This is a genomic window from Pseudodesulfovibrio mercurii (assembly GCF_000189295.2).
GTDB classification, from domain to species: Bacteria; Desulfobacterota; Desulfovibrionia; order Desulfovibrionales; family Desulfovibrionaceae; genus Pseudodesulfovibrio; species Pseudodesulfovibrio mercurii.
The window spans coordinates 3,277,122-3,296,200 of sequence record NC_016803.1 but is presented as its reverse complement, the minus strand read 5'-3'; the positions used below and the strand labels follow the sequence as shown (position 1 = coordinate 3,296,200).

Annotated in this window: 20 protein-coding genes; 6 read left to right on the top strand and 14 right to left on the bottom strand. The window is 65.1% G+C overall.

The genetic code is table 11. From position 1 onward, the window contains the following. Positions 1-5: 5 nt before the first annotated feature. The 4 genes from cpaB to DND132_RS14860 all read right to left on the bottom strand — a co-directional run bounded on the left by cpaB (position 6) and on the right by DND132_RS14860 (position 3,560). A complete protein-coding gene (gene cpaB / locus DND132_RS14875) occupies positions 6-827 on the bottom strand; it encodes a Flp pilus assembly protein CpaB (RefSeq protein ID WP_014323579.1) in 822 nt (273 codons plus the stop codon). Positions 828-839: 12 nt separating this feature from the next. Continuing rightward, positions 840-1,388, bottom strand: a complete 549-nt coding sequence (locus DND132_RS14870) for an A24 family peptidase (protein WP_014323578.1) — start codon at positions 1,386-1,388, stop codon at positions 840-842. Between the two features lie 139 nt (positions 1,389-1,527). Further along, on the bottom strand, positions 1,528-1,710 hold the full coding sequence (locus DND132_RS14865; protein ID WP_014323577.1) for a Flp family type IVb pilin: 183 nt from the start codon (positions 1,708-1,710) through the stop codon (positions 1,528-1,530). Positions 1,711-2,174: 464 nt separating this feature from the next. Beyond that, complete coding sequence (locus DND132_RS14860) at positions 2,175-3,560, bottom strand: sigma-54-dependent transcriptional regulator (protein WP_014323576.1); 1,386 nt, start codon at positions 3,558-3,560, stop codon at positions 2,175-2,177. Between the two features lie 265 nt (positions 3,561-3,825). On the opposite strand from DND132_RS14860, the gene DND132_RS14855 reads away from it, so the two are divergent. The 5 genes from DND132_RS14855 to DND132_RS18895 all read left to right on the top strand — a co-directional run bounded on the left by DND132_RS14855 (position 3,826) and on the right by DND132_RS18895 (position 7,076). Then, the gene (locus DND132_RS14855) at positions 3,826-4,215 is read left to right on the top strand and encodes a TadE/TadG family type IV pilus assembly protein (protein ID WP_014323575.1); all 390 of its coding nucleotides are present in this window, start codon (positions 3,826-3,828) and stop codon (positions 4,213-4,215) included. Next, positions 4,169-5,443, top strand: a complete 1,275-nt coding sequence (locus DND132_RS14850; protein ID WP_081475954.1) for a TadE/TadG family type IV pilus assembly protein — start codon at positions 4,169-4,171, stop codon at positions 5,441-5,443. Before DND132_RS14855 ends, DND132_RS14850 begins: the two co-directional genes overlap by 47 nt. 13 nt (positions 5,444-5,456) lie before the next feature. Beyond that, positions 5,457-5,924 carry a TadE/TadG family type IV pilus assembly protein gene (locus DND132_RS14845; RefSeq protein ID WP_014323573.1) on the top strand — a complete coding sequence of 156 codons (468 nt, stop codon included), beginning with the start codon at positions 5,457-5,459 and terminating at the stop codon, positions 5,922-5,924. Positions 5,925-6,074: 150 nt separating this feature from the next. Beyond that, entirely contained in the window at positions 6,075-6,812 is a 738-nt protein-coding gene (locus DND132_RS14840; protein WP_014323572.1) for a tetratricopeptide repeat protein, read from the top strand. Positions 6,813-6,947: 135 nt separating this feature from the next. Further along, complete coding sequence (locus tag DND132_RS18895) at positions 6,948-7,076, top strand: hypothetical protein (protein WP_014323571.1); 129 nt, start codon at positions 6,948-6,950, stop codon at positions 7,074-7,076. A gap of 727 nt (positions 7,077-7,803) precedes the next feature. Here DND132_RS18895 and DND132_RS14835 read toward each other — a convergent pair. The 10 genes from DND132_RS14835 to ppnP form a co-directional block, all read right to left on the bottom strand. Further along, on the bottom strand, positions 7,804-8,631 hold the full coding sequence (locus DND132_RS14835) for a carbohydrate ABC transporter permease (protein ID WP_014323570.1): 828 nt from the start codon (positions 8,629-8,631) through the stop codon (positions 7,804-7,806). Then, the gene (locus tag DND132_RS14830; protein WP_041915822.1) at positions 8,632-9,750 is read right to left on the bottom strand and encodes a carbohydrate ABC transporter permease; all 1,119 of its coding nucleotides are present in this window, start codon (positions 9,748-9,750) and stop codon (positions 8,632-8,634) included. It lies immediately after the preceding gene. A 75-nt stretch (positions 9,751-9,825) separates the two neighbouring features. Continuing rightward, positions 9,826-11,082 (bottom strand): ABC transporter substrate-binding protein, encoded by a 1,257-nt coding sequence (locus DND132_RS14825; RefSeq protein WP_014323568.1) that lies wholly within the window; start codon positions 11,080-11,082, stop codon positions 9,826-9,828. 79 nt (positions 11,083-11,161) lie between these two features. Next, positions 11,162-12,259: an ABC transporter ATP-binding protein gene (locus tag DND132_RS14820; RefSeq protein WP_014323567.1), complete on the bottom strand. Its 1,098-nt coding sequence runs from the start codon at positions 12,257-12,259 to the stop codon at positions 11,162-11,164. A 36-nt stretch (positions 12,260-12,295) separates the two neighbouring features. Then, positions 12,296-13,348: an aldose epimerase family protein gene (locus DND132_RS14815; protein WP_014323566.1), complete on the bottom strand. Its 1,053-nt coding sequence runs from the start codon at positions 13,346-13,348 to the stop codon at positions 12,296-12,298. Next, positions 13,339-14,367, bottom strand: coding sequence for a LacI family DNA-binding transcriptional regulator (locus tag DND132_RS14810; protein ID WP_014323565.1), 1,029 nt, complete (start codon positions 14,365-14,367; stop codon positions 13,339-13,341). The genes DND132_RS14815 and DND132_RS14810 overlap by 10 nt, the downstream gene beginning before the upstream one ends. Beyond that, positions 14,364-15,674, bottom strand: coding sequence for a galactokinase (locus DND132_RS18890; RefSeq protein WP_014323564.1), 1,311 nt, complete (start codon positions 15,672-15,674; stop codon positions 14,364-14,366). The genes DND132_RS14810 and DND132_RS18890 overlap by 4 nt, the downstream gene beginning before the upstream one ends. Next, complete coding sequence (locus tag DND132_RS14800) at positions 15,674-16,732, bottom strand: UDP-glucose--hexose-1-phosphate uridylyltransferase (RefSeq protein ID WP_014323563.1); 1,059 nt, start codon at positions 16,730-16,732, stop codon at positions 15,674-15,676. The genes DND132_RS18890 and DND132_RS14800 overlap by 1 nt, the downstream gene beginning before the upstream one ends. A gap of 251 nt (positions 16,733-16,983) precedes the next feature. Continuing rightward, positions 16,984-17,394 (bottom strand): hypothetical protein, encoded by a 411-nt coding sequence (locus DND132_RS14795; RefSeq protein WP_014323562.1) that lies wholly within the window; start codon positions 17,392-17,394, stop codon positions 16,984-16,986. A gap of 8 nt (positions 17,395-17,402) precedes the next feature. Further along, positions 17,403-17,717 (bottom strand): pyrimidine/purine nucleoside phosphorylase, encoded by a 315-nt coding sequence (ppnP, locus tag DND132_RS14790; RefSeq protein ID WP_014323561.1) that lies wholly within the window; start codon positions 17,715-17,717, stop codon positions 17,403-17,405. A gap of 107 nt (positions 17,718-17,824) precedes the next feature. Between ppnP and DND132_RS14785 the strand changes: the two genes are divergently transcribed. Beyond that, entirely contained in the window at positions 17,825-18,814 is a 990-nt protein-coding gene (locus DND132_RS14785) for a Gfo/Idh/MocA family protein (protein ID WP_014323560.1), read from the top strand. Positions 18,815-19,079 lie beyond the last annotated feature (265 nt).

Sequence of the window (19,079 nt, the reverse complement as noted above, 5' to 3'; positions counted from 1 at the left end):
TGCTCCTAAAACTTGACCGTCGAGCGGTTCGTACCGGTGATGATTTCTATGCTGATGTTCCGCCGGGTCCGTCGCACGTTCGGGGTCGTCTGCTTGGGCCGCAGGGCGGCCAGCGTCTGGGGCACCGTGGTCCCGATGGTCCGCACGTCGGCGTTGTCCTGCTCGTTGCGCAGGGCGAAATGCAGGGTCCCCTGGGTGGAGGCCAGGGCGAGCCGTTCGGACTCGGCCGGGGTCAGCTCCAGGGTGTACACGCCCACGGACGCGACCTTGCCTTCCTCGTTGGGCGGGGTCAGCTGGGTGCCGGTGGCGATGACCTTGATCTGTTCCAGGACCAGCTTGGTCACCGGCTTTTCATTGCGGCCCACGGTCAGGGAGACGATGACGTCCACCCGGTCGCCGGGACGGACGAAGCCGGACAGACCCATGACCTCGTTGCCCTTGACGGCCATGGCTCGCTTGCCGGGGGTGATCAGCGCGGACACGCCGCCGCCCATGATGGACTTGTCGGCAAGCTTGAGGGGGGTCAGGGCGTCGCCCATGCCCACGGTCTGGTTGAGCACCCGGCCCTCGACCTGCTTGACCTCGGCGAAGGCGCCGGAGGGACGGGAGTCCTGGGTGAACTTGCGGATTTCGAGCATGTCCTCGGTCAGCTTGACGCCGCGTCCCAGGTCGGTCTTGGCCACGACCACGGGCACGGTGTTTTCCACGACCGCCGTCGGGGCGGCCTGCTTCACGCCGTTGGTCCACTTGAAGATGATCACGCCCGCGATGACCGCGAGGAACAGGGACAGGGTGATCTGGACAAGGGCTCTGGTGGACTTGCTCATGCCGGGCCTCCTTTAATAGCCGGGGTACACGGACCCGGTCTGCCAGGCGAAGAGGGCCATGGCGACCACGGTTCCAACGGCGATGGCCACGCCGTAGCACAGTCTCGGCATGGCGTTTTCCGCAGTGACGGGGGCGAAGTCGAACTTCCGGCTGGCCATGAACACGGAAAAGGTGGCCGTGATGTTGCGCAGGACCCGCTTGAGAATCTCCCGATGGAAGGCGAGGACGGCCAGGGCGTAGACGCCGCCCGCGATGCAGGTGAACAGGAAGGCGGTGAAGGTCGCTTCCACGCCGAGCCATGCGCCGACGCCGGCCATAAGCTTGACGTCGCCCGCACCCATGACGCCCATGAAATACGGAAGGGCCATGGCCGCGAACCCGAGGGCGAAACCGGCGGCCGAAAACTTCAGCCCGGCGAAACCGCCGAAAACGGTGTGCGCGACCAGTCCCGTCAGGATGAGCGGGAGGGTCAGCCAATTGTAGATGCGCTGGTTGCGGATGTCGGTGACGGTGGCCGTCACCAGGGCGGTCGCGAGTGCGATGACGATCAGAATATCCATGGTTCCCCCGAGGTGCCGGACCGGCCGCGTGTCGTCTCCGCTTTCCCCCGGAGACAAAACCGGGGCTTACGGGACCATCCCGAAAGCCCCGGTTCGGCTGCTCTGGCTGCTTCCGTTAAACGGTTAGCTTCTCTTCTTCCTAGGAACCGGTCGTGGTCGCGGCGGACATCTGGCCGGTGATGTAGTCGAAGGTGCTCACAACCTGGTCGCCCAGGGCGGAGGTGGCGGCCACGATACCGGCGGCGATCAGGGCGGCGATCAGGCCGTACTCAATGGCGGTAGCGCCTTCTTCGTCACGGATGAGGTTCATCAGCTTGGTCATTGTCGTTCTCCTTGGTTTAAATTCGTCTGCTAAATTTGTTTTGTGCCTTTCAGCACCAGCCACGCCCTCCATTGAGCAACCCGCGTGCCACAGCGAAAAACAATCTGAAAAATAGTTTGCAACATCCCTGTATAATTGGAAATAAAATTTAAATTCCGGCAAACGGTCCGTGCCAGACACGATCCGGCACCCCTGCCGGAGGCTTACAATCCATGAATTGTGGAGCGCCTGGGCGCGATCGCTCCGGAATGAGCATTCGTTTCGCCAACAAATCAAGCTTGTTATACGTATCTATTTTTTATGGATAGTCTTGTGCAGGGGCTGGCCGGGACGCGTTTTCAGGGTCTGAAAACGCGAAAATCCCCTGTTTGAGGGGATTTTCCGGGTCCCGGAGGACCATAAAATGTGGACATGTTCCCGCTTCCGGGCGGACGGGAAGGCTGGGCGGACCGCCCTTCGAACAGCTATTTCTTGAATAATACCGGGTCGATGTCGTGCTTCTTGAGCTTGTTCCAGAGGTTCTTGGCGGACACGCCCAGGGCGGTGGCGGCCTCGGTCTGGACCCCGCCGCAGGCCCGGAGGGCGTTTTCGATCAGGGCCTTCTCGTACTCGGTCAGGGCCTGTTTCAGGGGCAGTCCCTCACCCGTGGGCACGCAGATTCCGCTGTCCGTAGCGGGCCGGGTATTGGAAAAGGCCTGGTCCACCTCGGCCGGGGTGATCCGGGAGGAGGTGCAGAAGATGGCCGCGCGCTCCACGGCATTGGCGAACTGGCGCACGTTGCCCGGCCAGTCGTAGTTGAAGAATATCTCCATGGCCTCGGACGAGACCCCGGCGATGTCCGTGCCGAGCCGTCTGTTGGCCCGGTCCAGGAAGAACTCGGCCAGCTGCGGCAGGTCGGACTTGCGCTCGCGCAGGGGGGGCAGGATCAGGGTGGCCACATTCAGTCTATAGTATAGATCGCTGCGGAACCCGCCGTCCCGGACCCGCTCCTCCAGCTCCTGGTTGGTGGCCGCGATGATGCGCACGTCGTAGCGGATGGGCTTGGCCCCGCCCACGCGCTCGGCCTGCTTCTGCTCCACGGCGCGCAGCAGCTTGGGTTGCAGGTGCAGGGGCATGTCGCCGATCTCGTCGAGCATGAGCGAGCCGCCCTTGGCCAGCTCGAACTTGCCCTGCTTCATGCTCGTGGCCCCGGTGAAGGCCCCCTTCTCGTGGCCGAACAGCTCCGACTCGATGAGGTTTTCCGGGATGGCCGCGCAGTTGATCTTGACGAACGGGGCCTTGGCCCGGGCGGACAGGACGTGGATGGTATCGGCCACCAGCTCCTTGCCGGTACCGGTCTCGCCCATGATGAGCACGTCCGCGTTCAGTTCGGCCACCCGGCTGATGCGCTCCTTGACCGCCATCATGGGCGCGCTGTGGCCGATGATGTTGTTCAGGGGGCTGGACCCGCCGTGCCGTTTCAGCTCGGCCAGCTCCTCCTGGAGGCGGCGCCTCTCCATGGCCCGGCCGACCACCACCTCCATCTCGCGCAGGGAGAACGGCTTCTCGAAATAATCGTAGGCCCCCTGCTGCATGGCCGTGACCCCTGTCTCCTTGGAGCCGTAGCCGGTCATGACGATGACGTCCACGCCCGGGGAGACTTCGGCCAGGTGCCTGAGCGCCTCGAGCCCGGACATGCCGGGCAGCTGGATGTCGTGCAGGATGAGATCGAAGCGCCCCGCCCCGGCCTTCTTTATGCCTTCCTCGGCGCTCGCCGCGGTCTCCACCACATAGCCCTTGTCGGCCAGCGCTTCGACCAGCATGCCCTGGAAGGCACGGTCGTCATCGACCACAAGTATTTTCTCGGCCACAGGTCTGCTCCCTGATCGTGTTGTTCCCGCGTGAAGACCACCCTACACGAATCGGGTCCGTCCATCCACAAAAAATAGATATTCCCTGTTTCACACCTTCATTACGAACGTTTGCCGACATGGGTCACAAAAAAAATTTATCTTGTTGATGCGGGAGGTTGTTTCCACCTTTCCGGGCACCCCATTACGCCTTGGCACGCACAATGCTTCCTTCGGGGTACCCGGCCTTCCGCCGGACCAATTTTGGAATGCAAGGAGAACGGGAATGAGAAAGAGAGACGTAAGGCGTCGGGGGATGGCCGCCGTGGAGTTCGCCCTGCTGGTTCCCATCATGGCGCTCCTGATCCTGCTTCTGATGCAGGGCGGCAACGCCATGCACACATACTCCTCCCTGGTGGAAGCCAGCCGCGAAGGCGCCCGGCGCGTGGTCACCCAGGGCGAGTCCTCCGACGTGGCGGCCCTGGTGGCCGCCGTTGTGGCCGATCTCGATCCCGACAAACTGTCCACCAACGTGACCACCAACCCCGCAGACAACACCGTCACAGTAGAGGTTTCCTATGTTTACGACATCTTCGGATCCCAGGACGGCAACGGACTGTTCGGCAACGATGAACCCCTCACGTTCGTCGCGCAGACAACCATGCCGCTCCCCTAGGCGGCGGGGCTCCACCAGCGCCATCATGGCCCTGCTGCTGCCCGTGCTCCTCGGAGTGGCGGGCATCGCCGTGGACATGGGCAACATGTACATGACCCACACCCGGCTACAGGCGGCCGTGGACGCGGGCGCCCTGGCGGGCAGCCTCGAACTGCCCTACGACCCCGACCTGTCCAAGGGCATCGTCACCCAGGCCGTGAACGACATGGTCGAGACCAACATGGAAGAGGCCGTGGTCACGGAAATTTCGGCGGGCACCGAGATCCGCAGCGTCAAGGTCACGGCCCAGGCCGAGGTCAGGATGCTCCTCATGGAGGTCCTGGGCATGGCCGACAAGACCGTGGAGGCCAGCGCCATGGCGGGCTTCAACAAGCTCGAGGTGGTCTTCGTCATCGACAACTCCGGCTCCATGAAGGGCACGCCCATCGACCTGGTCAAGCAGGCCTCCGAGGAGCTGACCGACCTGCTCATTCCGGACGGGACCACGCCCGACACCAAGGTCGGCCTGGTGCCCTTCCGCGGCAAGATCCGCCTGGGCGAGGCCGTGGACGGCTACGCCGAGGGCTGCGTCAACGCGGACGGTTCCCTGAACACCGGCATCAACGAGGAGTTCATGGACGAGTACAACGCCCTGCCCTACTACTACAAGCGCTACATCACCCTGGACACCTGCTCGGACATCCCGACGGTCCTGCCCCTGAGCAAGAACAAGAGCACGATCATCGCGGCCATAGGTTCCCAGACCGCCACGGGCGCGGCCTCGGGCACGGTCATCTCCGAGGGCATCAAGTGGGGGCGGAACATCCTCACCCCTGATGCGCCCTTCACCCAGGCCGGGAGCAAGGAAGACTTCCGCAAGATCATGATCGTGCTGACCGACGGCGACACCGAGGACGGCGAATGCGGCGGCACCTACCGCGCCACCTACCGGCCCAACAACTACTGGACCAACGCCTACTACGGCATGGGCGTGGACACCGCCCACTGCAACGACGGCGGCGTGCTCAACGCGGACATGCTCAGCGAGGCGCAACTGGCCAAGGACGCGGGCATCGAGATATTCTCCATCCGCTTCGGCTCCTCGGACACCACCGACATCAACCTGATGAAGGAGATCGCCTCAAGCAAGGCGGGCACCGACGACCACTACTTCGACGCCCCGTCCGTGTACGACATCCCCGACATCTTCAAGCAGATCGGCAAGCAGCTGGGCTGGCGACTGCTCTAAGGGAGGTTTCATCATGCTGAAGAACCGAAAGCGCTCCCGCCGCGCAGGGCTGGCCGCCGTGGAAACGGCCCTGATCCTGCCCATCCTGTTCATGCTGGTCATGGCCGTGATCGAGGGCGGCAACGCGGTCTACGCCTGGGTCACGGTGCAGAAGGCCGCCCAGATGGGCGCGCGCTTCGCGGCCACGGGCCGGGGCGCGGACGAAGGCACCCGCCTGGACGACATCATCGCGGCCACCGAGGCCGGGCTGACCACCCTGAACCAGGCCAACATCGAAATCTCCGTGCGCTCCTGGCCCGACGTCCAGGCCTCGGGCGACGGCATCGACAACGACCCCGGCGCGCCCTGCCAGCTGGCCGAGGTGGCCGTGGTCTACAACTACGAGCCCTTCACCCCCCTGGTCTCGCCCCTGCTGCCCGAAAACATCCCGCTCAGGGGGTTTGACCGCAAGGTCAACGAGCCCTGGAAGCCCTGCGACTAACCGAGTGCGGATCCACGACAAAAAGGCCCTCCCAAGGGCCTTTTTTCGGCTCGTTGACCGGCCCCGGCGGATAATAAGTATTGATCTATGCCAGGACCTGCACTAGTTTGACGTCTGACGACACGTCACGGGAACCGACCAACAAGGGAGATGGGAGTCTTGGACGATTATCCGGCCATTCTCGGCGTATACTCACTGCAACTCGCGGCCGAAGTGGGCACCGGCGGCACCGCGGCCCGGCACGACAACATCACCTACTGGTACGCTCGCCAGCTTTCCCCCGACCAGTTCGAGATTCAGCCCCTCAACGCCCATCACGTGCCCTCGGGCGTGCGCAGCATCCTCGCCGAGCTGGACTTCCTCCGACAGTACACCCCGGAGCCGACCTACTACCGGGTGCACACGGTCCCGGCCCTGGAGACCCTGCGCCGCAAGATCGAGATGGGCCAGGAGGCCTTCGTCAAGGGCGACCTGGACGAGGCGGAACGGCAGTTCCTCAAGGCCCTGATGATCGACGACAAGAACGTCGAGGCCAACTACGGCCTGGGCGAGGTCTATTCCGAGAAAAAGGACTTCGACAAGCTCAAGAAGGTCCTGGACACCCTGCTCGGCCTGGACGAGGCCTTCTCCTTCGAGTTCCGCCAGAAGTTCAACTCCTTCGGCATCTCCCTGCGCAAGAACGGCCACTACGACGAGTCCATCCGCTACTACGAGAAGTCCCTGGAGATCGTGGACACCGACGAGAACGTCTACTTCAACCTGGCCCGCGTCTACTACGAAAAGGGCCACAGCGACAGTTGCGTCAGCAACCTCGAACGGGCCCTGAAGATCAACCCCGCCTTTGTCGAGGCCCAGAAGTTCTTGAAATACTGTCAGAAACACGCCTAGCCGTCCGATCCATACATTTTTTTCGCCCCGCCCTTGCCAAGGGCGGTTCCGTGATTATTTATCACATATGTTCATGTATAATCAGCTCGACCATTGATGCCGGGCCATTCCCATACCACCACCTTGGAGGACACTATGCCCAACATGGATTATCCCGGACCGTGCCTCTCCTGCATCGATCACAGCTGCGGGCTGTGGGACGAAAACGTCTCGGAGAGCAAGGACGACCGTTCGAACGACGAAGAAGACCGCAATCGCAACTAACCAGCCCCGACCAATCAGATACACCCAAGGCCCGGACCCCCGTCCGGGTCTTTTTTTGCCTCCGGCGGCCGGAGGAAGGGGAAGGAAAACCCTTTGAAAAGGGCTTTCCTTCCCCTTCCCCCGGACCCCCATCCCCATCCTTTCCTAAACTTTGTATCGCCGCTCCGCGGGGCAATTCACAACAAAATGGCCTCCGACCCAACCATGGTCGAAGGCCTCTTATTCTATTCTTCTGGAGCGATTCGGGTGCCGCAGGCACCCGACAGCGGCTCTCTCCTCCCTGCCGCTCTAACGTCCTGGGGATAGGCTTTCGAGAGTGGTGCAGCTGTGCATTTTCTTCCTGGGGGCTTTCACCGCAGCGTAGCCGTCTACGTAAGGAGGAAAAGAGCTTCCCATAACCTCTTCCCCCATCATCATCCTTTACGAAACTTGTTATCGCCGCTTCGCGGGGAATGAGAACACGAAAAAGTCCTCCAACTCAACATCGGGTCGAAGGACTCTTGTTTTCTATTCTTCCTGGAGCGTTTCGGATGCCGCAGGCACCCGACAGCGGCTCTCTCTTCCCTGCCGCTCTAACGTCCTGGGGATAGGCTTTCGAGAGTGGTGCAGCTGTGCATTTTCTTCCAGGGGGCTTTCACCGCAGCGTAGCCGTCTACGTGAGGATGAAAGCCCCCTGGAAAAAATGTGCAGATGCGCCGCTATCGGAAGCCGCCTCCCGACCCACGCCCTACTCCTTCACAGAGCCCGCAAGAAGTCCGCGTATGAAGTATCTCCCGAGGAAGATGTAAATAGCCAAAACCGGCAGCGCCGCCAGGATGGAACCGGCCATGGGCAGGTTCCAGGTCACGGCCTGGCCCCCGGCCAGGTTGGCCAGCCCCACGGTGATGGGCCTGGCCGTACTCCGGGTCAGGCAGATGCCCCAGAGGAACTCGTTCCAGATCTGGGTGAACTGCCACAGGGACGTGACCACGAAACCCGGGATGGACAGGGGAAAGACGATGCGCAGGTAGATGGAGAAGAAGCCCGCGCCGTCCAGCCGGGCCGACTCGATGAGCGCGGTCGGTATCTGGGCGTAGAAGTTGCGGAAGATGAGCGAGGTGATGGGCAGCCCGTAGACGATATGGGCCAGGATCAGGCCGGGCAGGCCGCCGTACAGGTGCATGGCCCGCAGGGTCTGGAACAGCGGGATCAGGATGACCTGGTACGGGATGAACATGCCGAACAGGAACAGGGTGAAGATCACGTCCGAACCCTTGAACTTCCACTTGGAGAAGACGTAGCCGTTGAGCGACCCGAGCATGGTCGAGCCGATGGTCCCGCAGATGGTCAGGATGATGGAGTTGATGAAGTCGGGCCTGAGCTTGTCGACGGCCTGGGAGAAGCTGGACCAGTTGATGACCGACGGCCATTCCCAGGCCGTGGGCAGGTTGATCTCCGAGGGCATCTTGAGCGCGGTCACGGCCGCCATGTAGGCGGGCATGAGGAAGAAGAGCGCCAGCAGGACCAGGGTCCCGTAGAGAAACACGTTGCCGAGGGTGAGCTTGCGGGCGGTCATCTAGCGCCTCCCCTGCTGCCGGTACTGGCCGACGAGGTAGGGCACGATGAACATGGCCGCCACCAGGAACAGGACGATGGCGATGGCCGCGCCCCTAGCGAACTCGTTGCCCCGGAAGGTGGTCAGGTACATGGTCAGGGCCGGATGGCCGGTGGCCGCGTTGTCCGGACCGGTCATGGCGAAGATCAGGTCGAACATCTTCAGCGAGATGTGCGACAGGATGATCACCGCCGAGATGGTGATGGGCTTGAGCATGGGGATGGCCACGTGCCGGTAGTAGGCCACGTTGGAAGCGCCGTCGAGCATGGCCGCGTCGCGCAGGTCCTGGGAAATGCCGTTGAATCCGGCCAGGTACAGGGCCATGGTGTAGCCGGAATACTGCCAGACGGTCGCGATGATGATGCCGAGCGTGGCCAGGTTGAAGCCGTGCTCCTCCTCCATGAACAGGGCGTCGGGGATGATCCCGCCGAACAGCCAGACGAATCCCCCGATGAGGATGCCGGGCAGGAGGCAGCGCTTGATGGCCTTGGCCTGGTTCTTGCGCAGCATGAACACGCCGACCAGGATCAGGATGAAGGCCGCGATGTAGAGCAGGATGCGCAGGATGTCCTGCCAGTTGAAGACCAGGACGGCCGACTGGCTGGACAGCCACTTGAAGGTCAGGGGCTCGAAGCCGAAATATTTGGGCAGGACGTTGACCCCGCCCTGGGGGGCGAGCAGCCAGCGCCAGATGGTCCCGGAGACGATGAACGACAGGGACATGGGATAGAGGAAGATGGTCCGCAACAGGTCCTCGCCCCTGGGCTTCTGGTCGAGCAGGATGGCGATGAACATGCCCAGTCCCACGGCCCCGGCCAGGAGCATGATCGAATAGTAGACCGCGTTGACCAGGTCCTGGCGGAATCCGCTGCCCAGGAACCCGGTGAACAGGTCGATATAGTTCTCCAGGCCGATGAAATGTTTTTCCGGGGCAAAGGCCATGGCGGTCCCTCCGCCCCAGTCGGTCATGGAGGTCCAGATGGTGTCGCCGATGAACCCGTAGACGAAGACGCCGATGAGGATCATGGACGGCAGGAGCGTCAGGAACGCTTTCAACTTGTCGAGCGAGGCTTCCCGCATAAGCAAATCCGGTGTGTCGGGCCGGGCCGCGCCGGGGATATTCCCGGCGCGGCGCGGCTGGTTCATATTCTCAAACTAGATGCCGGCCTTCTTGGCGAGCTGCGCGCACGCCTTGGAAGCGGCCTGGGGGTTCTTGGTCTTCAGGAACATCTCCATGATGGAGGCGAAACCGTTCTTGAAGGTGTCGTTGGCGGCCACGCCGTGGGCCAGGGAACCGACCACGCGGTCACCGGTCCAATCCTTGGCCGCGGACTGGGAGTACGCGTTGTACTTGGACAGGTCCGAGTCCTTGCGGGCCGAGATGGAGCCCTTCAGCGGGTTGAAGGCGTCGGAGCCCTCCTTGGAGCCCAGGACCTTCAGCCAGGCAACGGCGTTGTCGCGGTGCGGGGCGCCCTTGGGCAGGCCGAAGGAGTCGGCCAGGAACATGAAGGTGCCGGTGGTGTCCGGGGAGGCGATCCAGCCGTAGCCGGTGCCGGGGGCGAGTTTCTTGGTGGTGGACATGTAGCCGGCCGCCCAGTCGCCCATGACGTTGAAGGCCGCGCGGCCGTCAACGACCATGTCCGTGGCCTGCTGCCAGGACAGGGAGGGGGCGTCCGAGTTGGTGTACTGCAGGACCTTGCCGAACAGTTCCCACGCCTTGACCACTTCCGGAGAATCGAAGGACAGCTTGCCCGCCCACAGGGCGTCCCAATTGTCCGCGCCCATGGCGGCCAGGGCCACGGATTCCCACAGGTGGTTGGCGGTCCAGTTCTGGGCCAGGGCCAGGGGCACCACGCCCTGCGCCTTCAGCTTGTCGGCGGCGGCGAAGAAGTCGTCCCAGGTCTTGGGAGCGGCCACGCCCCACTTCTGCAGGTTGGCGGGCACGTACCACATGACGTTGGAGCGGTGGATGTTGACCGGCACGGACCAGATGCCCTTGTCGGTGCCGATGAGCTTGATGAGGCCTTCGGGGAAGACTTCCATCCAGCCCTGCTCCTTGAACAGCGGGGTCAGGTCTTCCATGCGGTCGGCCTTGACCCAGGTGCCGATGAGCTCCTGGCCAGCGTGGACCTGGAAGGAGTCCGGCGGCTCACCGCCGAGCATGCGGGTCTTGAGCACGGCCTGGGCGTTGACGCCGGAACCGCCGGTCACGGTGGCGTTGATCACGTTCACGCCGGGATGCTGTTTCTTGTAGATGTCGATCAACGCTTCCAGAGCCGGACCCTCGTCACCGGCCCACCAGGAGAAGATCTCCAGGTCGCCCTTCAGATCGTCCGCCTGGGCGGCCTGCGGAGCGCCGATCAGCAGCGCGGCCGCAACCACGATCAACATTTTCGCAAAAGCCTTTTTCATACGTACCTCCTAAAGGTTTGCAAACTCAACTTCAGCCAATCAAGAGTCAATCAAATCAATCTGTTGTTAAACCAAAAATTTAATAAACCGCCTCTTTGGTCTCCGGGTCGAACAGGACCATGCGGTCGAACTCGAAGCCGATGGGCACGATCTCGCCGGGATGGGCCACCACCCTGCCCTCGACCTCGGCGATGAGCTGGTGTTCGCCGTCCACCACGATCTCCAGGTGGGAGTGGCCGCCGAGGATCTCCGAGACGACCACCTCGCCCTGGCACATCCATGCCTCGGGCAGCTTCTTGATGCCGTCGCCCATCTTGATGGAGTCCGGGCGGATGCCCGCGAGCACGGACGCGCCGTCCTTGAAGGAGTCGCTCTGGCCGTCCGACACCGGGAATTTCGAGGGACCGGCCTGGACGTAGCGGCGGCCGTCCTCCACCCGGAAGGTCCCCTCCAGGATGTTCATGGGCGGGTTGCCGATGAACCGGGCCACGAAGACGTTGGCGGGCCGCTCGAACACGTCGATGGGCGTGCCCACCTGCTGGATGTGGCCGTCCTTGAGGATGACGATGCGGTCGGCCAGGGTCATGGCCTCGGTCTGGTCGTGGGTCACGTAGATGGTCGTGGTCGCCAGCCGCAGGTGCATCTTCCTCAACTCCATGCGCATCTGGGTGCGCAGCTGGGCGTCCAGGTTGGACAGGGGCTCGTCGAACAGGAACACGTCCGGCTGGCGGACGATGGCCCGGCCCATGGCCACGCGCTGGCGCTGCCCGCCGGACAGCTCCGACGGCTTGCGCTCCAGGTACGGGGTCAGCTCCAGGACCCTGGCGGCCTCGTCCACCTTGGCCGCGATCTCGTCCACGCCCTTGCCGCGCATCTTCAGCGAAAAGCCCATGTTCTCGCGCACGGACATGTGCGGGTACAGGGCGTAGTTCTGGAAGACCATGGCCACGTTGCGGTCCTTGGGCGAGACCTGGTTGACCATCCGGCCGCCGATGAACACCTCGCCGCCGGAAATCGGCTCCAGGCCCGCGATCATGCGCAGGACCGTGGACTTGCCGCAGCCCGACGGGCCGACCAGGACGATGAATTCGTTGTCTTGGATGTCGAGGTCGATGCCGTGAACCACCTCCACGTCGCCGAACCGTTTGACCACCTTCTTCAATTGCACGTTTGCCATGTTGACCGTCTCTTTTTGCCTGTGCACAGTCCTGTGCTACTTCACGAAAAACCTGTACAAAATCGTCTGGTTGTATGCCTGTCCGGGGCGCAGCGTCACCTGCGGGAAGGGCGCGTGCCCCGGTGCGTCCACGAATCCCTGGGGCTCGAGACACAGTCCCGACCTCTCACCATACACCGCGCCGCCCTTGCCGGGCAACCCTTCCGGGATGTGATTGCCGGAATAGAACTGGACGCACGGCTGGGTGGCCAGGACCTCCAGGCCCCGGCCCGATACGGGCTCGAACACCGACCCGGCGGGCTTCAGCCCGGCCTGTCCATCGAGGACGTAACAATGGTCGTAGCCCCCGGCGAAGGACAGGGGCGGAAAGTCCTCGCCCATGCGCGCGCCCACGGCCGCCCCGGCCCGGAAATCCATCGGCGTGCCGGCCACCTCGGCCAGGCTCCCGGTGGGGATCAGTTCCGGGTCCGTGGCCAGGTAGCGCCGGGCCGGAATGGTCACGATGTGGCCCAGGCAGTCCGTTCCCGTCCGCCCGGTCAGGTTGAAATAGGGGTGCGCGGTCAGGTTGACCGCCGTGGTCCGGTCCGTGGCCGCCGAAAAATCGAGGCGCAACCCGTCGTCGGTCATGGTGTAGACGGCCGTGACCGCCAGGTTGCCGGGGTAGCCCTGGTCCCCGTCGCGGCTCTCCAGGGTCAGGACCAGTCCGGGCCCGCCCCCGGTCTCGACGGGCTCCGCGCGCCAGACCCGGCTGTGGAACCCGCCCCGCCCGCCGTGCAGGTGATGGCGGCCGTCGTTGCGGTCCAGAAGAAATTCCTCGCTGTCCAGGACCAGGCGCGCCCCGCCGATGCGGTTGGCCACCCGGCCCACCAGCCGCCCGAAATAGCATTCGTCCCGCAGGTAGCCGCCCAGGTCGTCGTACCCCAGGACCACGTCGGCCAGTGTGCCGTTGCGGTCTGGCGCGGTCAGCCGGACCAGGGCGGAGCCGTAGGTGCACACGTCCGCCTCCATGCCCGCTCCGTTGGCCAGGGTGAACAGCTCCACTGGGGTGCCGTCGTCGATCGCGCCGAAGGGTCGCCGGGTCAGTTGCATAGGCCCCCCCTGGGCGCGGAGGTGCCGCGCACCCGGAGCTCGGTCTTCAGAACCACGGTCTCGGGCGTGAAGTCCGCGCCCTCGGCGAACTGCCGCAGCAGCAGGGAGACAGCGGTCCGCCCCATGTCCACGGCGGGCTGGTAGACCGTGGTCAGGGCCGGGTCGATGAGCGCGGCCGCCGGGGTGTCGGAGAAACCCACCAGGGCCACGTCGTCCGGGATGCGCACGCCCAGCTCCTTGAACCGGGTGTACAGCCCCACGGCCACGGGGTCGTTGATGGCCAGGATGGCCTCGGGCAGCTCGCCCAGGGCCAGATAGCGCTCGGCCCCGGCCCGGCCGTCCTCCTCGCGGTACCCGCCGCTGAGGTGAAATTTCTCTTCCAGCGGCAGGCCGTGGGCCGCAAGGGCGTCGCGGTACCCCTCGAAACGCAGGCGGTTCAGGGCGATGCCCTCCCGCCCGGCCATGTGCCCGATGCGCCGGTAGCCGGATTTGATCAGGTGCTCCACCGCGCCGAAGGCGGCCGCGTAGTCGTCCACCACCACCTTGCCGGTGTCCAGCTCCTCCACCACCCGGTCGAACTGGACCAGGGGCACGTGCTGGCGCATGGCCCTGGACAGGTGCTCGAAGGTCGTGGTCTCCGAAGAGATGGCGATGAGCAACCCGGCCACGCGGTTGGCCACCAGCGCCTGGACGTTGAGAATCTCGCGGGCCAGGGTCTCGTTGGATTGGCAGACCATGATGGTGTAGCCGTTGTCGTAGGCGACCTCCTCGATGCCGCCGATGACGTGGGAGAAGAAGTGGTGCCGGATCTCGGGCACGATGACCCCGATGACGTTGGAGCGTTTCTTCTGCAGGGACTGGGCGAGCTGGTTCGGGTGGTACTGGTACTTCTCGGCCGCCTCGGTCACGCGCTGCCGGGTGGCCGGGCTGATGTCCGGGTGGCCGCGCAGGGCGCGGGACACCGTGGACGGCGACACGCCCAGCTTGCGGGCCAGGTCCTTGATGGTGAACTGGCTCATGCCCGCGCCTCCCCGCCGATCCCGTCGAGGGAGATGCGTTCGAAGCCCGGCCTGCGGACCTTGAGCGGCATGACCGCCCCCGGTCCGAAGATGCCCTCCATGAACGCCGCGTAGGCCGCGAACAGCCCTTCGGGCACGTAGGCCTGGATGGTCCCGGCGAAGCCGCCGCCCTGGATGCGGCACGCGCCCCGGCCGCCCAGGAACCGCTCGGTCAGGGTCAGGGCCAGGGGGATGGGCTGCTCCAGGGGCGCGGTGGCCGAGATGCAGTTCTGCAACAACCGCCAGGAGGAGTCCCCGGACCGCCGGACCAGGTCGAGGAAATCGTCCATGCGCCCGGCCGCCAGGACCTCGGCCTGCTCGGCGGCGCGGTCCGTCTCCTCGATGAAATGGATCAGCCGGAGCACCCCCCGGTCCCCGGCCGCCTCACGCACCCGTGCGGCATGGGCCAGGACCGCGTCCACGGTCAGGCCGCGCGCGTGCTCCCGTCCCAGGGCACGGGCCGCCCGGCCCATCTCGTCCGGGATGGCCGCGTAGTCCGGGGTCAGGTCCGCGTGGCTGCCGCCCGTGGCGACCACGGCCAGCCGGTACCCGGTGCGCTCGAAATCGAAGTCCACCTCGCGCACGGCCGGGGCGGCCGGGTCCGCGAAGTCGATGGACAGGATGCCCTGGGCCGCGCAGGAGAGCTGGTCCATGAGCCCGCACGGCTTGCCGAAATAGACGTTCTCCGCCGCCCGGCCCGCCACGGCCAGCTCCAGGGCGGTGCATGCCCCCCCGTTGAACAGTTCGCTGAAGATCCGCCCCACCAGGACCTCGAAGGCCGCCGACGAGCTCAACCCCGCGCCCAGGGGGACCTCGCCGTCCACGCGGGCGTCGAACCCGGCCACCCGGCGGCCGTTCCCGGCCAGCCCGGCGGCCACGCCGCGCACCAGGGCCGCGGAGGTGTCCTCCTCCTCGGGCCGGGGCGCCAGGTCGTTCAGGTCCACGACGATCTCGCCGTCGAACCCCTTGGAGCGGATGCGCACCACGTCCCCGCCGTTGGGCCGGGCCGCGGCCAGGCAGTCGAACTGCACGGCGGCGGCCAGGACCACGCCCAGGTTGTGATCGGTGTGATTGCCGCCCAGCTCGGTCCGGCCGGGGGACAGGACCAGGGCGGCCGGGCCGGGGCCGGGCCAGTCCACGAAACGGGCCAGGAGATCGAGATAGCGGGCGCGCTGGGCCGCCACGTCGCCGGGCCGGTACAGCTCGGCCAGGACAGCGTCCAGGTCGCCCCGACGCAGGGCCTCGGCGTATGCGGCCGCGCTCGTCATCACGCGCCCTCGCCCGGCAGGTCCAGGTAGTGGACCTCGGACTGTTCGCGCAGCCGGGCCGCCGCGGACTCGGCGGTCAGGTCGCGCTGGGGCATGGCCATCATTTCAAAGCCGACCATGAACTTCTTCACGGACCGGGAGCGCAGGAGCGGCGGATAGTAGTGCAGGTGGAAATGCCAGTGCGGGTGGTCCCCGCCGTCGGTCGGGGCCTGGTGGATGCCCATGGAATAGGGGAACGAGGTCCGGAAAAGATTGTCGTAGCGCACGTTCAGCCGGACCATGGCCTCGGCCAGGTCGCGCCGCTGGGCCGGGCTCATGGCCGGGATGTTCGTCAGGTGCGCCTTGGGCAGGATCATGGTCTCGAAGGGCCACAGGGCCCAGAACGGCACCAGGGCCGCGAACGAGTCGTTCTCGAAGACGATCCGCTCGCCCCGCGCCAGTTCGGTCTCCAGGTAGGCGCAGAGCAGGCACTGGCCGTGGTCGCGCAGGTGCGCGGCCTGGTGGCGGTCCTCGGCGGCCGGGTACATGGGGACGGACCGGGTGGCCCAGATCTGGCCGTGGGGATGCGGGTTGGAGCAGCCCATGGCCGCGCCACGGTTCTCGAAGATCTGGACGTAGCCGATGTCCTCGCGCCCCCCGAGCTGCCGGAACTCCTCGCACCACACGTCCACCACGGCTGCCGCCCGGTCCACGCCCAGCCGGGCCATGGTCAGGTCGTGGCGCGGGGAATAGCAGATCACCCGGCAGGTGCCGGTCTCGGGCTCGGCCACCAGCAGCCCGTCCGTCTGCGGGGCGAGCCCCTGCGCGGGCGGCTCGGGCAGCAGGGCCGCGAAGTCGTTGGTGAAGACGAAGGTGCCGGTGTAGTCGGGATTGACCGCCCCGCCCGCCCGGCCGTTGCCGGGACAGAGGTAGCAGTGCTCGTCATACGGCGGCAGGGCCGCCCGGTCGGGCGGTTCCTGCTGGCCCTGCCAGGGCCGCTTGGTGCGCTGGGGCGAAACCAGCACCCATTCGCCGGTGAGCCGGTTCAGCCGCCTGTGCGGATGGTCCTCGAAAAACATGCCTTCCCCTCGGCTCTCGTGATCGCGCCGGAGGGAGGTCCTTCCCAAGACTTCCGCGCCCTCCGGGTCGTGCCGCAAACGTTGCCGCAAACGTTTGCGGTACACGCACCAAAAAAACACAGAAAGGCTGTTTTGTCAACAGGGTGTCACGGAAAAGGATCCCCGGACGCGGGGACCGGCAGGCTTTGCCGGGAGGCACCCGAGCGGTCCCGCCGGTCCATGCCCGGCCGGGACAACGCTCAGGCGGCCGGTCAGGCGGCGACCTGGGAAAGGATCTGGCCGACGACCGCCGCTGCCAGGATGGACAGGCACAGCCGCGCCTCGGTCTCGCCGAAGCGCACGTCCAGATAGACCGTCTCGCCGTGCTGGTGGCTGCCACCGGCCACGCCGGTCAACAGCGGCAGCTCCAGGGGCTCCGACAGGTCGAACTCAAGGGGAATCATGCCCTCGCGCTCGGGGCCCACGGCGGCCTGGGACATCTCGGTCAGCGCCTCGGCCATGGGGCCGCAGGCGGTCAGGGCCACGGGCAGGAAGAGCTGGTTGAAGCGGAACAGACAGACCTCGTGGTCCTCCAGCAGCGTGGCCTCGGGCGGATCGGCCAACACCTGAAACAGATAGGGGCCCTTGCCGTCAAATTCGATTCTCTGGCCTTGATCGGTCATCCTTCCTCCTAGTCCAGGTAGGAACAGCAGTAGTCGGTCACGGTGCTGACCTTGAGACGGAACTTGGCCTCGCCCGGAACGTTGAAGCTCTGGCCCGAGGTCACGGCCACCCAGTCGTCGATGCCCGGCAGCTGCACGGACAGCTCGCCGGAGGTGATCTCCATGAACTCCGGCTTCTCGGTGCCGAACTCGTACTCGCCGGGCAGCATTATGCCGAGCGTGACGACGCTGCCGTCGTTCAGGGTGATGGTCCGGCTGGTTACCTTGCCGTCGAAATAGATGTTTGCCTGTTTCTTGATGGTCGCGTTGGCGAATGCGGTCATGCTCTCTCCGATGTTGTTGGCTGGTTCGCGGGGATATCCGCGCTTGCGTGGTGACGGATTCCGGTTATACTGGGAGGCGGCAATCACCGTCAACCCTGGGGGAGCCCATGAAGACCATCCGCATCGGCGTGCTGTCCACGGCCAGGATCGGCCGCACCAAGGTCATTCCCGGCATGCAGAAGGCCCGCAACTGCACCGTCGAGGCCATCTGCTCGCGCGACGAATCGGCCGCCCGCCGGACCGCCGAGGCCCTGAACATCCCCAAGGCCTACGGCAGCTACGAGGCCCTGCTGGCCGACCCGGGCATCGACGCGGTCTACAACCCCCTGCCCAACCACCTGCACGTGGAATGGACCCTCAAGGCCATGGCCCGGAACAAGCACGTGCTCTGCGAAAAGCCCCTGGGCCTGAACGACGGCGAGGTCAACCGCCTGATCAACGCCATGGCCGTCCACCCGGAGGTCAAGGTCATGGAGGCGTTCATGTACCGCTTCCACCCCCAGTGGGTGGAAACCAAGCGGCTCATCGACCGGGGCGCCATCGGCAGGCCGACCTCGATCCAGTCCTTCTTCTCCTATTTCAACGCCGACCCCGGCAACATCCGCAACAAGGCGGACATGGGCGGCGGCGGACTCATGGACATCGGCTGCTACCAGGTCTCCCTGTCCCGCCTGCTGTTCGACGCCCAGCCCCGGCGCGTGCTCGGCTGGATGGACAGGGACCCCGAGTTCGGCACGGACCGGACCTTCTCCGGCCTGCTCGACTTCGGCGGCAGACTGTCCGCCTTCACCTGCTCCACCCAGCTGGCCCCCTACCAGCGGGTCAACGTTCTGGGCGAAAAGGGCCGCATCGAGATCATCATCCCGTTCAACGCCCCGCCCGACGCCCCCACCGAAATCCTGCTCCAGCAGGACCGCGAAACGCACACCATCACCTTCGACCCCTGCGACCAGTACACCCTCCAGGCCGAAGCCTTCGCCCGGGCCGTGCTCGAAGACACGTCCGTCCCCATCTCCATCATGGACACCTTCGCCAACCAACACACCGTGGACGCCCTGTTCAAAAGCGCCGAGGCCGACCGCTGGGAAAACTGCTGACAGTAAGACGGCGCCTCCGGCGGCCGGGGGAAGAGGAGAAGGGAACCCTTTGAAAAGGGCTTCCCTTCTCCCCTTCCCCCGAACCCCCATCCCCTCTTCCTTCCTAAACTTTTTGTGCCGCTTTGCGGATGGTGCGGGACCGGTGGATTTCATTTTTTTACAAGTTCGGGCACGCCGCCCTGATGCTTCGGCTTGACCCGCGCCCCGCCAAGCCCTCCGCACAAACCGACGCACCCTCTCCACCCCGACACGACCCCAACCCTCC